The organism is Polyangium sp. 15x6, from assembly GCF_029960785.1.
Classification (GTDB): Bacteria; Myxococcota_A; Polyangia; order Polyangiales; family Polyangiaceae; genus Polyangium.
Genome location: NZ_JASBQE010000001.1, coordinates 123,546 through 137,520, shown reverse-complemented (window position 1 = coordinate 137,520; position 13,975 = coordinate 123,546). Strand labels below are relative to the sequence as shown.

General features: G+C 69.1%; 10 protein-coding genes. 5 read left to right on the top strand and 5 right to left on the bottom strand.

Going from position 1 to position 13,975, the window contains the following annotated elements; genetic code table 11:
* Positions 1 to 97: 97 nt before the first annotated feature.
* On the bottom strand, positions 98 to 3,799 hold the full coding sequence (hrpA, locus tag QHF83_RS00510; RefSeq protein ID WP_282415732.1) for an ATP-dependent RNA helicase HrpA: 3,702 nt from the start codon (positions 3,797 to 3,799) through the stop codon (positions 98 to 100).
* Between the two features lie 130 nt (positions 3,800 to 3,929).
* Here hrpA and QHF83_RS00505 point away from each other — a divergent pair, with 130 nt between their 5' ends.
* Positions 3,930 to 6,722 carry a DUF4215 domain-containing protein gene (locus tag QHF83_RS00505; protein WP_282415731.1) on the top strand — a complete coding sequence of 931 codons (2,793 nt, stop codon included), beginning with the start codon at positions 3,930 to 3,932 and terminating at the stop codon, positions 6,720 to 6,722.
* A gap of 60 nt (positions 6,723 to 6,782) precedes the next feature.
* Here QHF83_RS00505 and QHF83_RS00500 read toward each other — a convergent pair whose 3' ends face one another.
* Entirely contained in the window at positions 6,783 to 7,331 is a 549-nt protein-coding gene (locus QHF83_RS00500; RefSeq protein WP_282415730.1) for a hypothetical protein, read from the bottom strand.
* A gap of 125 nt (positions 7,332 to 7,456) precedes the next feature.
* On the opposite strand from QHF83_RS00500, the gene QHF83_RS00495 reads away from it, so the two are divergent.
* The 4 genes from QHF83_RS00495 (at position 7,457) to QHF83_RS00480 (ending at position 11,597) form a co-directional block, all read left to right on the top strand.
* Positions 7,457 to 8,209 carry a M15 family metallopeptidase gene (locus tag QHF83_RS00495; RefSeq protein WP_282415729.1) on the top strand — a complete coding sequence of 251 codons (753 nt, stop codon included), beginning with the start codon at positions 7,457 to 7,459 and terminating at the stop codon, positions 8,207 to 8,209.
* Positions 8,210 to 8,292: 83 nt separating this feature from the next.
* Complete coding sequence (gene rnz / locus QHF83_RS00490) at positions 8,293 to 9,225, top strand: ribonuclease Z (protein WP_282415728.1); 933 nt, start codon at positions 8,293 to 8,295, stop codon at positions 9,223 to 9,225.
* Between the two features lie 91 nt (positions 9,226 to 9,316).
* On the top strand, positions 9,317 to 10,405 hold the full coding sequence (locus tag QHF83_RS00485) for a DUF4215 domain-containing protein (RefSeq protein ID WP_282415727.1): 1,089 nt from the start codon (positions 9,317 to 9,319) through the stop codon (positions 10,403 to 10,405).
* Between the two features lie 88 nt (positions 10,406 to 10,493).
* Positions 10,494 to 11,597, top strand: coding sequence for a DUF4215 domain-containing protein (locus QHF83_RS00480; RefSeq protein WP_282415726.1), 1,104 nt, complete (start codon positions 10,494 to 10,496; stop codon positions 11,595 to 11,597).
* 35 nt (positions 11,598 to 11,632) lie between these two features.
* Here the strand turns inward: QHF83_RS00480 and QHF83_RS00475 are convergent, their stop codons facing one another.
* From QHF83_RS00475 to QHF83_RS00465, 3 genes are all read right to left on the bottom strand, one after another.
* Positions 11,633 to 11,872 (bottom strand): hypothetical protein, encoded by a 240-nt coding sequence (locus QHF83_RS00475; RefSeq protein WP_282415725.1) that lies wholly within the window; start codon positions 11,870 to 11,872, stop codon positions 11,633 to 11,635.
* Positions 11,869 to 12,492, bottom strand: coding sequence for a hypothetical protein (locus QHF83_RS00470; protein ID WP_282415724.1), 624 nt, complete (start codon positions 12,490 to 12,492; stop codon positions 11,869 to 11,871). Before QHF83_RS00470 ends, QHF83_RS00475 begins: the two co-directional genes overlap by 4 nt.
* 125 nt (positions 12,493 to 12,617) lie before the next feature.
* A complete protein-coding gene (locus QHF83_RS00465; RefSeq protein WP_282415931.1) occupies positions 12,618 to 13,937 on the bottom strand; it encodes a serine/threonine-protein kinase in 1,320 nt (439 codons plus the stop codon).
* Between the last annotated feature and the right edge of the window lie 38 nt (positions 13,938 to 13,975).

The following is a 13,975-nucleotide window of genomic DNA, read 5'->3' as shown; positions in this document are numbered from 1 at the left end:
TCGGTCCAGGCCGTGCCTGGTCCGGGTCGAGGGGCGGACAGCCCCCGCGGGGTCCGGGGCGGCGCCCCGGCGCGGACGTCGCCCATGGAACACACTCTCAGCCCGAGAGCACCCGCCAAAACTCCGTCAGCCGCTGCGGCGACACCGTCACCGCCGTCTTCAGCTCCGGCGCGAAGAGCGACACCCGGAGCTCCTCGATGAGCCACCGGAACGTGTCGAGGTCCTCCCCCGGGACACCTCGCCCGCGCAGGCCTTCGTGGTGGTCGAGGTAGTTTTTCCAGAACGGTAAGACCTGCTCGGCCTTCGATTGGTCCTTCTGCGGGCCATTCGGCATGCGCTCGAGCCGGATCTGCACGGCGCGGAGATACCTCGGCAAGTGCGAGAGTCGCTCGACGCGCTCGCGCAGGAACATGCCCGGCGGGATCAGGTGGTCGAGCTGCATTCGGATCTCCGCGAGGGATGTGCGGGGCGCGCCGGGTTTGCCCGAGAGCGCGCGGAGCGCTTGTTCGGCGCGGGAGAGCTCCGCCGCGATTTCCTGCGCGAGCTTGCCGAGGCGAGAGATGCTCGCCGCGAGCTCGACCTTGCCGGCGTCGAGGCGCGCGAGGAAGTCCTTGCGCGCGCGCGGGAAGCGGCCGGGGTCGTTCAAGCCGAACGCGTCGTCGAGCGCCCGGAGCACGATCTGGCGGCGCAAGGGAACGCCGCCCGCGCCCGCGCGCTCGGCGAGGGCGCCCGTGGCGACGGCCGCGGAGACCTGGTGCTCGAGCTTGTTCATCGGCATGCTCATCTGGAGCAAGAAGAGCCGCCGCAAGCCGCCGCGCGTCGCCTCGTCCGCCGCCTCGCGCGAGGCGAGCACGCGCAGGGCCACCGACATCTCCGTGTCGACGAGCGCGGGATACCCCGCGAGCTTTCGGCCCGCGACCTCGATGCGCACCTCTTCGGGCAAGGTCTCGAAGCTCCACGAGGTGAGGCCCTCGCGTTCGAGGGTCGCCTTCGAGGCGCCGGCCCAGGCATCTCGCGCGCGTTTCGCGAATCGCTCCTTGAGCGCCGCGAGGTCGCGCCCTTCGCCGACGACGCGGCCCTCCTCGTCGAGGACGCGGAAATAGAATCGCAAGAAGGGAGGGAGCTCGTCCGGGCGGAGCGCGTCCATCGGAATGCGGACGCCCGTGCGCTCCTGGATCGAGCGGGCGAGCGTTTCGAGCATCGGGCCCTCGAAGGGGCGGTGGCGCCGCGCGAGCTCGGCCACGAGCTCCTTCACGCCGCCGACCGATTTGCGGACGGCCTTGGGCATCGCGTCGAGCAGCCATTCGATCTTCTCGGCGTGCCAGCCCGGGATGGTCCATTCGAGCACGGCCGGCTCCGCCTGCGGGAGGAGCGCGAGGGGCAGCGTGATCGTGACGCCGTCGTCGTCCTCGCCCGGATCGAAGCGGTACGTGAGCGGCAATTTGGTGCCGTAGAGCGAAAGGGTGTCCGGGAATCGCTCCGGCGTGAGCTCGTCCGCTTCGCCCTGGAGGACGTCCGCGAGCGAGAGCTCGAGCAGGCGCGGGTTCTCCGCCTCGGCCTCCTTGCGCCAGGCCTCGAACGTCTTGCCGCTGTAAATGCCATCGGGGATGCGCTCCTCGAAGAAGAGGGAGAGGGCGTGGTCGTCGGCGAGCATGTCGCTCTTGCGCGCCTTGTCCCGGAGCCGCTTCACTTCCTCGAAGAGCTTTTTGTTGTGCTCCATGAAGCGCGCCTTCGTCGCGTATTCCTGCCGGACGAGCGCGTGCGTGATGAAGATCTTCCGCGAGGCCGCAGGGTCGAGCGGGCCGTAATGAACCTTCCGGTCCCGTACGATCGGCAGGCCGTAGAGGGAGACCTGCTCGCGGGCCATGACCTGCGCGGGTTTCTCCTCCCAGTGCGGGTCGCTGTGGTGCTTGCGGCAGAGCGACCCGCCCGCCTCTTCGAGCCAGCCGGGATCGACGCGCGCCGCGGTGCGGCCGAAGAGCTGCGAGGTCTCGACGAGCTCGGCCGTCATGATCCACGCCGGCGGCTTTTTCGAGAGGCCGCTCGACGGGTGGAGCTGGAAGCGGGTTTGTCGGGCCCCGACATACGCCTTCGCCTCCTGGCTCCACATGCCGATCTTGCTGAGCAGGGCCGGGACGATCGCGCGGTGCACGCCGTCGCCGCCGTCGCCTTGCGTGCCCTCGACCCGGAAGCCCATCTCCCGCACGATCTGCGAGATCTGCTGGTGGATGTCGCTCCACTCGCGCATGCGGAGGTGCGAGAGGAAGTTGTCGCGGCACCACTTGCGGAGCTGGTTCTTGGAGAGCCGCGCCTCGGCTTGCTTGTAGGCGTGCCAGAGCTTGATGAGGCCGGCGAAGTCGCTCTGCTCGTCGCGGAACTTGCGGTGCGCTTCGTCCGCCTGCTTCTGCGCGGAAAGCGGGCGCTCGCGCGGGTCCTGGATGCCGAGCGCCGAGGCCACGACGAGGACCTCGCGCAGCGCGCCCTCCGCTTCGCCGCCGAGGACCATGCGGCCGAGCCGCGGATCGAGGGGGAGGCGCGCGAGCTTCCTGCCGATGTCCGTGAGCTCGCCCGCGTCGTCGATCGCCCCGAGCTCTTCGAGGACCCGATACCCTTCGTCGACGGCGCGGCGCGGAGGCGGGTCGAGGAAGGGGAAATCCCGAATGTCGCCGATCCCGAGCGATTTCATCTGCAAGATGGCGCCCGCGAGGCCGACCCGCAAAACCTCGGGATCGGTGTAGGCCGGGCGCGTCTCGAAGTCGCGCTCTTCGTAGAGGCGGAAGCAGACGCCGCTGCGGATGCGGCCCGCGCGGCCCTTGCGTTGCTCGGCGCTGGCGCGGGAGATCGGCTCGATCTGGAGCGCCGTGACGCCCGAGCGCGCGTGGTAACGATTGACGCGGGCGAGGCCGGCGTCGACGACGTAGACGATGCCCGGGATCGTGAGCGACGTCTCGGCGACGTTCGTGGCGAGGACGATGCGCCGCTGCGGCAAAGGGGCGAAGACGCGCTGCTGCTCGGATTGCGGGAGGCGGCCGTAGAGCGGCAGGACCACGGTGTGCGGCAGGCCGTGCGAATGCAGCTCGTCCATGGTCTCGTGGATCTCGCGCTCGCCGGGCAAAAAGACGAGGATGTCCTCGCGAGGGTCGAGCTCGGTGATCTCCTCGATGGTATTGCCGATCGTCTCGGCGAGCTCGGTTTCTTCCTTGCGCGGCGGCCTATGGATGACCTCGACCGGGTGCGTGCGGCCCGAGACCTGAATGACGGGCGCGCCGTCGAAGAAGGCCGAGAATCGCTCGGTCTCGAGCGTCGCGGAGCTGACGACGACGCGCAGGTCCTTTCGCCGAGGCAGGATTCGCTTGAGGTAGCCGAGGAGGAAATCGATGTTGAGCGTGCGCTCGTGCGCCTCGTCGACGATGAGCGTGTCGTAGGCGCGGAGGAGCGGGTCGCCCTGGATCTCGGCGAGGAGGATGCCGTCCGTCATGAATCGGACGTACGTCGACGGGCTCGTGCGGTCGGCGAATCGAATCTTGTAGCCGACCTCCTTGCCAAGGTCGACGCCGAGCTCCTTGGCGACGCGGGCCGCGACGCTCGTCGCGGCGATGCGGCGGGGCTGCGTGACGCCGATGCGCGCGTGGAGGCCGCGGCCCATGGCAAGCGCGACCTTCGGGAGCTGGGTGGTCTTGCCCGAGCCGGTCTCGCCCGCGATGATCACGACGGAGTGTTCGTGCATCGCCTGCGCGATGTCGCGCACGCGCGCAGAGATGGGCAGCTCTTCGGGGAAATCGACAGGCGATCGGCTCACGGCGGCCGAGGGATAGCACCCGACGCAGAACAGCGCTTGCGGCGGGGACACTGAAAAAAACGCGCGGGACGGATGGGGGCCGTGATACGTTGAAATTCTGCTCTTTTGGTCAGATCGCGCAGGAGGCAAGATGAGGTCGCCCCTCGGAAAACGTTGGATCTTCGACAAGCGCGTGCTGTCCGCGCTCGTGTTCTCGACCGCCGTCGCGGTCACGAGCACGGCATCGGCGCAAATCGTCTCGTCCGCCGCGGACAACGACATGCACCCGACGTTCACCGGCGATGGGTGGGTCAACGTCGTCGGTACGTATGACCCAATCGCCACGGGGGCGAACTTCCTCAACCACATGTGGCTTTCGCCCCCCGACGGGAACTCCTACGGCGGCGGCGTGCAGTACGACGGCGTCCCCGGCGTGAGGGAGACCATCCAGAAGACGATCGCCGGGCTGACCGCAGGTCAGGCGTACGCGGTCGAGTGGTACATCATGGCCGACCGCGTGCTCGGCTCGAGCACGGAGGAGGCGTGGTTCGACGTCACGTTCTGCGGCAGCACCCAGGAGACCCTGCACATCCCCTGGGCGCAGAACCGCAAATGGATCCAGGAGGTGAAGGTCTTCACGGCGAATGCGATCGCGTGCACGCTCTCCTTCGCGGCCCGCAATCCGACCGGGAACAACTCGAACTGGATCTTCCTCGACTCGGTGCAGGTGGCGGTCGCGACGAACACCGACTTCGCCATCGCCGCGACCGGGCCCCTCGGCGCGCTGCCGGGTGGCAATTCGGCCCCGGTGAATGTCACCGTGACGAACAACGGGCCGAGCCTGGGGACGGCGCCGGTCGTGACGTATCCGCTGCCCGCGGGCGTGAGCGTGCTCGGCGGCGCGGCCGGGTCGCTCTCGGTGTCGGGCGCGGACGGGGCGTCGTGGGGGTGCGTCGCGAACGCGGCGCCGCAGACGATCACGTGTACCCGCGCGGCCGCCCTGGCGGTCGGGACGTCGAGCGCGTTTTCGTTCTCGATCGACCTCGCGGCGTCCGCGGTGGGCACGATTCGCACGAGCACGCTGACGGTCAAACCCACGTTCCAGGCGGGCAATTTCGATCCGGTCGCGGCGAACAACACGGCCACGTTCCTCACGACGACCCTCGCGCCCGTGTGCGGCAACGGGGTCGTCGAGATCGGCGAGGGCTGCGACGACGGCAACACGACGGCGGGCGACGGCTGCTCGAGCACGTGTCAGGTTCAGCCGGGATACACGTGTCCGACGCCGAACGCGCCCTGCGTCGAGATCGACGAGTGCGCGCTCGGCACCGACAACTGCAGCGACGACGCGACGTGCACGAACACGCCGGGATCGTTCACGTGTACGTGCAACATGGGATACACGGGCAACGGCGTGGTCTGCGTCGACATCGACGAGTGCCTGCTCGATACGGACGACTGCGATGACGACGCGACGTGCACGAACACGCCCGGCTCGTTCACCTGCGCCTGCAACATGGGCTATACGGGCGACGGCGTCGTGTGCACCGACATCGACGAGTGCGCGCTGGATACCGACAACTGCGACGCGAACGCGACCTGCATGAACAATCCGGGTTCGTTCACCTGCGCCTGCAACATGGGCTATGCGGGCGACGGTGTCGTGTGTGCCGAGATCGACGAATGCGCGCTGAACGTCGACAACTGCGACGCGAACGCGACGTGTACGAACAACCCGGGCTCGTTCACCTGCGCCTGCAACATGGGCTATGCGGGCAACGGCGTCGTTTGCGTCACGGTGTGCGGCGACGGGATCATCGCCGGCAGCGAGGTCTGCGACGACGGCAACACGACGAACGACGACGGTTGCTCGAACGTCTGCGAGGTCGAGCCCGGCTGGAGCTGCAATGAAGCGCCGTCGGTCTGCGGCGCGGCCGCCTGCGGCGACGGGATCGTGGCCGGCGACGAGACGTGCGACGACGCGAACACGAACGCGAACGACGGCTGCTCGCCGACGTGCGTGATGGAGCCCGGCTGGACCTGCGGCGGCGAGCCCTCGATCTGCGAGGCCGGCGCGTGCGGCGACGGGATCCTCGCGGGCGTCGAGGGCTGCGACGACGGCAACACGACGAACGACGACGGCTGCGACGATACGTGCACCGTGGAGGACGGCTGGTCGTGCGAGGGCGCGCCCTCGACGTGCGAGGCGGCGGCGTGCGGCGACGGGTTCGTCGCGGGCGACGAGCAATGCGACGACGGCGGGACCGTGGCCGGCGACGGCTGCGACGCAGCCTGCGCGGTCGAGCCGGGCTGGAGCTGCAATGGCGAGCCCTCGACCTGCGAGGTGTCGGCGTGCGGCGACGGCGTCATCGCGGGCGCCGAGGCCTGCGACGACGGCAATACGGCGAGCGGCGACGGCTGCTCGGACGTTTGCGCCGTGGAGCCGGGCTACACGTGCACGGGCGCGCCCTCGGCATGCGTGACGAGCTGCGGCGACGGCGTGATCGCGGGCGCCGAGGCCTGCGACGATGGCAATGACGCGAGCGGCGATGGCTGCTCGGGCGCGTGCGCCGTGGAGCCGGGCTACACCTGCACGGGCGCGCCTTCGGAATGTGTGACCACTTGCGGCGACGGCGTGATCGCGGGCGCCGAGGCCTGCGACGATGGCAACACCGCGGGCGAAGACGGATGCGACGCGGCCTGCGCCGTGGAGCCGGGTTTCACCTGCGAGGACGAGCCGAGCGCGTGCGACCCGATCTGCGACGCGTCGGAGACGTTCGACCCGACGAGCGGCGAGTGCCGGAGCAACGACGGCGAGGTCGTATTCGGCGGCGCTTGCAACGTGGGCTCGTCCCGCGGGGAGGGCCGGGCGCCCGCGTTCGGGCTCGGCCTGCTCGCGCTGCTGCTCCTGCGGCGCCGCGAATCCCGCAAGAACAAGCATTGAAAAGTCGGCGAGGGCGGCTCCGCGCGCGCGGATGCCGCCCTCGCCCCGCGGCCCCCTCCCCTACATTCCCATCGATATCCGCGCTTTGCGTGCGAGCGCTCGGAGCTCGGCGCCGAGCCAATCGAGGAATTCGGCGTCCCAGGGCGCGCCGTCCGGATATCGCGCGCCGATCGCCTCGGCGAGCTCGAGGTCCCAGCGGCCGAAGAGCGCGGTCAAGCGATCGTGCATCTTGCGGCCTCGCGGCACGCGCGGATCGCCTTCTTCTTCCGCCGCGGAGAACGCTTCCTCGCAAAGGTAATAGTTGCAGGTGGCGCTCCTTCGATCGGGCGGGAGGACGCAGCCGGCCTCGCCGAGGTAGCCGCATCGCTCGGGGAAGGGCTCGCTCGGCGGGGCGCGTCGAATGGAGAGGCCGCGCGTCTGCGGCAGGAGGCGGCCTTCGTGGATCTCGGCAAGCAAAAAATCACGGCCGCCGAGCGATACGATCCGCCCGATGTCGGCCCAGGCCACGGCCGGCGGGGCCTCGCAGCAGCCAGCCCGCCCGTGCGGGCAGCGCGCGCAGAGCGGCGACAGGAGGAGCGAGTGGACGCCGGCGAGCTCGAGCCGAATCATGCGCCACGACTGGATACCAGGGCATGCCGGCCCCGTCCACGCGCCGTCGAATCGGACAGGATATGTCCGAAGTGGGGAGCGCGTGGAGCTCGCTCGTTTCTTCTTTCTGGTATTCTCGTATCGCCGTGATCGACCCACGCGACGACCGCCGCGCCCTGCGTCGCGCCCTTCCCGGGCAGGTCGGGCTCGCGCTCGTCTTCGCGCTCGGGATCGCGGCGGCGGCGCACGCGTCGAGCGCGCCCGACGTGCCGCTCGAAGGGATCGCCTGCAACGAGCAGAAGCCGCTGCCATTCCTGGTGCGCGGGAACTACTCGATCCAGGACGGCTTGCCCCCCGAAGAGCGCAAGACCCGCGTCGAGATGCAAACGCGGGCGCTCCGGTTCCGGACCGAGCGATATGGAAGGTCCTCGGGCGCGGCGCCGCTCGAATGGAACGAGCACGCGGTCGCGGACTACATCGAGCCGGTGCGCTTCCTCGGCCTGCCCGTGCAGGTGAACCGAAGGATCGTGCCCGCCCTGCGCTGCGTGGAGCAGGCGATCGCGGCGCGCTGCGGCGATACGCCCTACGAGCCGAAGCGCCTGCTCGGCGTGCGCGGCAAGAACACGTTCCACAACGGCGAGGTCTCGAACCACCTCTATGGGATCGCGATCGACATCGATCCCGAGCGCAACCCCTGCTGCCGCTGCGTCGAGCCGTTCCCGGATCACCCGGCATGCCGCAAGCAAGGCGCGACCGCCTACGAGCGCGCGGAGCTGCCGCGGTGCTGGATCGAGACGTTCGAGCGATACGGCTTCTACTGGCTCGGGCACGACAAGCTCGAGGACACGATGCACTTCGAGTTCCTCGGCGACCCGGACCGGATCACGTCCACACCGTGATCGAAAGCGCGGGATGGCAGGGGCCCGCGCGCGTGGTACGTTCGTCCGGCCGGTCCGAAGACAAACGTCCCCACCTCCCATCCATGTCGAGCCTACGCCTCACCTTCCTCGGCACGTCCGCGGCGGCCCCGACCGCGCACCGGAACCTGTCCGGCCTCTTCGTCAAGCGCGAGGGCCAGAGCTTCCTCTTCGACTGCGGCGAGGGCACGCAGCGGCAGATGATCCGCTTCGGCACGGGCTTCGCGCTCGACGCCGTGTTCTTCACGCATTTCCACGCCGACCATTACCTCGGCATCATCGGCTTTCTGCGGACGCTCGGCATGCTCGGCCGCACCGAGCCGCTCGCGCTCGTCGGCCCCCGCACGGCCGCGACGTTCCTACCCAAGGTGATCCGCCTCGGCGCCGACGACGCGCCCCTGCCCGTGACGATCGCCGAAGCCGAGCCCGGTGATGTGGTATTCCGGGGGGACGGATATCGCATCGAGGCGTTCGCGACGGACCACCGCATTGCGTCGATCGGGTACGCGCTCATCGAGGATCCGCGGCCAGGCCGGTTCGATCCGGCGGCGGCGCGCGCGGCCGGCGTGCCCGAGGGTCCGCTCTTCGGCAGGCTCCAGCGCGGCGAGGTGGTGCGGCTGCCGGGCGGCCGCACGATCGCGCCTCACGAGGTGATGGGGCCCCCGCGGCACGGCCGGCGGATCGTGATTTCCGGCGATACGCGGCCTTGCGAGGGCACGATTCGGGCAGCGGAGGGCGCGGACGTGCTGGTGCACGAGGCGACGTTCGGCGATCTGGAGCAGGCGCGCGCGCGGGAGACGCGGCACGCGACCGCGCGGGAGGCGGCGATCGTGGCGCGCGACGCGGGCGCGCAGAAGCTCGTGCTCACGCACCTGTCGACGCGATACGATCGAGATCCGGACATTCTGCTCGGCCAGGCGCGCGAGGAGCTCGGGGAGCGGACGCCCGTGATGGTGGCCGAGGACGGCGACGGGATCGACCTGCCGCTGCGCGATTGACGCGTCCGAAATCGGGACCGGCCGCGCTTGACGTTGCCGGCGTTCCGGACGAACATGGCGGCCCCTTTGCCGAGTTTGTCCGGGAGACGCCATGAAAATCAAGAGCTATGCGGGAATGTGCCTGGCCTTCACGCTCTTCGCCGCCTGCTCCTTCGTCAACGCGCCCGATCCCGTGAAGGGCGCGGGCGAGGGCGGCGAGGGCGGCGAGGGCGGGACCGGCGCGGGCGGCGGGGTGCCGTCGCCCTGCGGAAACGGCGTGTACCAGACCGGCGAGGAATGCGACGACGGCAACGACGTCGAGACCGACGGTTGCCTCTCGACCTGCAAGAAGGCGAAATGCGGCGACGGGTTCGTCTGGGAAGGCGTCGAGGGCTGCGACGACGGCAACATGGTGAACGACGACGGCTGCACGAATACCTGCAAGCTGTCGACCTGCGGCGACAACACGATCCAGGAAGGCGAGGATTGCGACGACGGCAACCAGGACGACACCGACGTCTGCACGTCCGCCTGCAAGACCGCGACCTGCGGGGATGGATTCGTGCACGCGGGGATCGAAGCCTGCGATGACGGGAACACGGACGACACGGACGGCTGCCTGCAAGGCTGCAACGTGGCGACGTGCGGCGACGGGTTCGTCCAGGTGGGCGTCGAGGAATGCGACGACATGAACCTGTCGAACACCGACGCGTGCGTCGCCTGCAAGAACGCGGTCTGCGGCGACGGACACGTGCGGGCCGGCGTGGAGGAGTGCGACGACGGCAACCTCCTCGGCGGCGACGGCTGTGGTCCCGGCTGCACGCTCGACAACCTCTTGCCGCAATGCATGAGCTACGGCGTCCTGGACGAGGCGGATCGGAACGTCAATTACAGCGGCAGCGTGGTTTGCGACAGCAACCTGATCGGCGAGGGCTGGTACCGATTCATGGGCGCCGCGGGCACCCAGATGCCGACGTTTCCGCCCCCGCATTATGCGTGCGGCACCGACGCGCCCGGCTGGGTGCAGGATCCCTACCCCGCCGCCCAGGGCCAGGTGGTGAACGCGACGGTTTGCTTCAACTGGATCAACGGGACGTGTGAATGGTCTTCCGCCATCCAGATCGCGCATTGCGGAAGTTATTACGTCTTCTACCTGCCGCTCACGCCGGTTTGCTCCCTCCGGTACTGCGGTACGAACTGAGCGCGTCCGATCCCGCGTTCGCTTGACGTTGCCGGAGTTCCGGTCGAACATGGATGGCATCTTTGCTGGATCTTGCCCGGGAGATGCCATGACCGCTTTTCGCCACGCTGGGATTTTCCTCGCCCTCACGCTCTTCGCCGCCTGCTCCTTCGTCAACGCGCCGGATCCCGTGAAAGGAGGGGGCGAGGGCGGCGAGGGCGGCGAGGGAGGCACGGGCGCCTCGGGCGGCGGGGTGCCGTCGCCCTGCGGAAACGGCGTGTATCAGACCGGCGAGGAATGCGACGACGGCAACGACGTCGAGACCGACGGCTGCCTCTCGACCTGCAAGAAGCCGAAATGCGGTGACGGGTTCGTCTGGGAGGGCGTCGAGGGCTGCGACGACGGCAACATGGTGAACGACGACGGCTGCACGAATACCTGCAAGCTGTCGACCTGCGGCGACAACACGATCCAGGAAGGTGAGGATTGCGATGACGGCAACGCGGACGACACCGACGTCTGCACGTCCGCCTGCAAGACCGCGACCTGCGGGGATGGATTCGTGCACGCGGGGTTCGAGGAGTGCGATGACGGGAACACGGACGACACGGACGGCTGCCTGCAAGGCTGCAAGCCCGCGACGTGCGGTGATGGGTTCGTCCAGGTGGGCGTCGAGGAATGCGACGACATGAACCTGTCGAACACCGACGCGTGCGTCGCGTGCAAGAACGCGGTCTGCGGCGACGGACACGTGCGGGCCGGCGTGGAGGAGTGCGACGACGGCAACCTCCTCGGCGGCGACGGCTGCGGGCCCGGATGCACGAAGGACAACCTCCTGCCGCAATGCATGAGCTACGGGACGCTGAGCGAGGCGGACCGGAACGTCAATTTCAACGACGGCGACCTCGGGGTCGAGATCTGCGACAACCAGGCGATCGGGGAGGGCTGGTACCGGTTCACGGGCGCCGCGGGCACCCAGATGCCCACCTCCCCGCCCCCTCATTATGCCTGCGGTACCGACGCGCCCGGCTGGGTGCAGGGCACGTACCCGCAGAGCCAAGGCGAAGTGGTGAACGCCACCGTGTGCTTCAACTGGCTCAACAGCACGTGTGAATGGTCTTCGGCCATCCAGATCGCGCATTGCGGCGGGTACTACGTCTTCTACCTCCCGCTGACCCCGCAGTGCTCGCTTCGTTATTGCGGGTCGAACTGAAATGAAAAAGGGGCCGGTCTCCCGGCCCCTCGCGCCTAGTCCTGGGCGTTGATTTCCTTTTCGAGCGTGTCGAGCTCGTTCTTGTAGTTCGTGGCCGAAATGTCCTTCTCGGCCTGGTCGTCGTAATCGGCCGCGGTCGGGATGTCCTTGTCGTCGAGGACCACCGGGGCCGGGGCGGCGGCGCCCGTCGTCCCGCCGGTCTGGGACTTCGGCTCCTCACAGGCGACGACGAGCGCCGAGAGCGCGAAAAGCGCTAGCACGATCGAGCGATTCATTTCTCACCTGCCTTCTCCGCGGGCTTCCCGTCCGCGCCCTTCGCGCCCGTCAGCTTCGCGTCGTAGTTCGCCATCCACTTCTCGTGGCGCGCATTCTCTTTGTCGAGGAGCTTCTGCACGCGCTCGGTCGCCTCGGTGTCCTTCGCCTCCTCGGCGAGGTCCTTCACGCGTTCGAGGCGCGCGAGGCGGCGCGCATGCCGCTCGAGCTCCTGCTTCATGGCCACGGCCATCGGCTGGCCCTTCAGCGCGGCCGAGACCTTCTTCTTGAGCGCGTCGCGGTCCTCCTTGGACTTCGCCTTGCGCGCTTCCTTCTTGGCCTTGCGCTTCTCGTCCCGGGCCTTCTGGTCCGCCTCGGACTCGGCCGGAGCCGCGGCCGCGTCAGCGCCCGCGTCCTTGTCGGCCTTGTCGTCCGGTTTGCCCTTGTCGTCGGGCTTGCCCTTCCCCTCGGGCCCCTTGCCCTCGGGCCCCTTGCCCGCCTGCGCCTTTTCCGGGCCCTTGCCCTTGTCCACGACCGGAGTCGGCCTCGGGTACGGCGCCACATCCGCGGACGCCATGCCCGTCACGCCGAGCAATCCGCCCAGCACGAGGGCCACGGCGCCCTTTTTCCACAATCCGCTCATCGTAGATCTCCCTTCGCGCGCCGCCCCCCAAAGGGAAACCACGGCGCTCGTCGATCCGTTCGAAGCGACGCGGACTTTATCCCGGGCGCGTCGACGAGGGCAAATACAATCACGTATTCGGGGAGCTACCGCCCACGCGTGCCACGAATCGACAAGGATCCGGGCGCCCCCTCGATCGCATATTGCTCTTCGAGGAGCTGCGCCGTGGCGTCGTCGATACGCACGGGCGGCTCGTTCACGTCGGCGCGCGGACGCTCGAGCGCGCGGGTTCCACGCTCGATCACGGACGCCGATAACCCCGCCCCGGACGGCAAAGCCCCGCCGGTCACGAGCGACAATCGAACACCGGTCACCTGTTTTACCAGGTCGAGCGCCGCGTCGGCCGCGCGCAGGAGGCCGTCGGCGCACTCGCCGTCGAAGATGGCGGCCACGCCACGACCGAGCAATGGAATGACCACCCCGCCCTGCTGTTCGGCGATGCGCTGGAACAGGGCTCGCGTCCGGCCCACATTGCTCGAAAGAGGCAATCGGCCGAAGATGACGCCCACGAGGTGATCGTCGCTCGGGACGAGGGCCTTCGGAAGCACGATATCCTGCGGGGGCGCCGCGCCTTCGAGGACCACGCGTCGGGCGGCCGCGATCGCGTCGGCCATCTCGCGGGCCGAGGAGAATCGTGCTTCGGGGTCGCGCGCGAGCGCCCGCGTGACGAGGGCGTCGAGCACCGGCGGCGCCTCGGGCCAGGCGTTCGACAAACGCGGCGGCGCCTGGAGGACGATCTTGGCGAGGACGGAGAAGGCATCGTCCCCCGCAAAAGGTCTTTTCCCGGAGAGGAGCTCGAAGAGCAGGACGCCGAGGGAAAAGAGGTCCGAGCGAGGGCCGATCTCGGTGTCGCCCCGGGCCTGCTCGGGGGACATGTAAAACGGCGTGCCGAGCGCGACCCCGTCGACGCTCTCGGAGGCGCTGTCGTGCGCGACGCCGAGGTCGAGAAGTTTGACCACAAAGGGCCCGCCATCGGGCGGCTCGGCGAGGAAGAGGTTGCCCGGCTTGACGTCGCGATGGACGATGCCCGCCTCGTGCAGCGCGAAGAGCCCGAGCGCCGCCTGGCGCGTGATCGTGAGGGCCTCGGCCGTGCCGATCTGCGCGCCCGAGGTGCGGATGCGGTGCGCGAGGTCTTCGCCTTCGAGCCATTCGAGCACGAGGTAGGGGCGGTCGTCCGCGTCGATGCCGGAGGCGACGTAACCGACGACGTGCTCGCTCGAGATCCGCGCCGAGAGCCGCGCCTCGCGCTCGAATCGATCCCGCGTGAGCGGATCGACGGAGAGGTGCTCGTGCAGGCGCTTGATCGCCACGGGAACGCGGCGTTCCTGGTCGAAGCCTCGAATGACCTCCGCCGTCGCGCCGATACCGACGCGCTCGGCGAGCGTGAATCGATCCGCGCTCCCCATCACCCGCGCCCCGCCCTCACCGAACCCCCCCGCTCCTC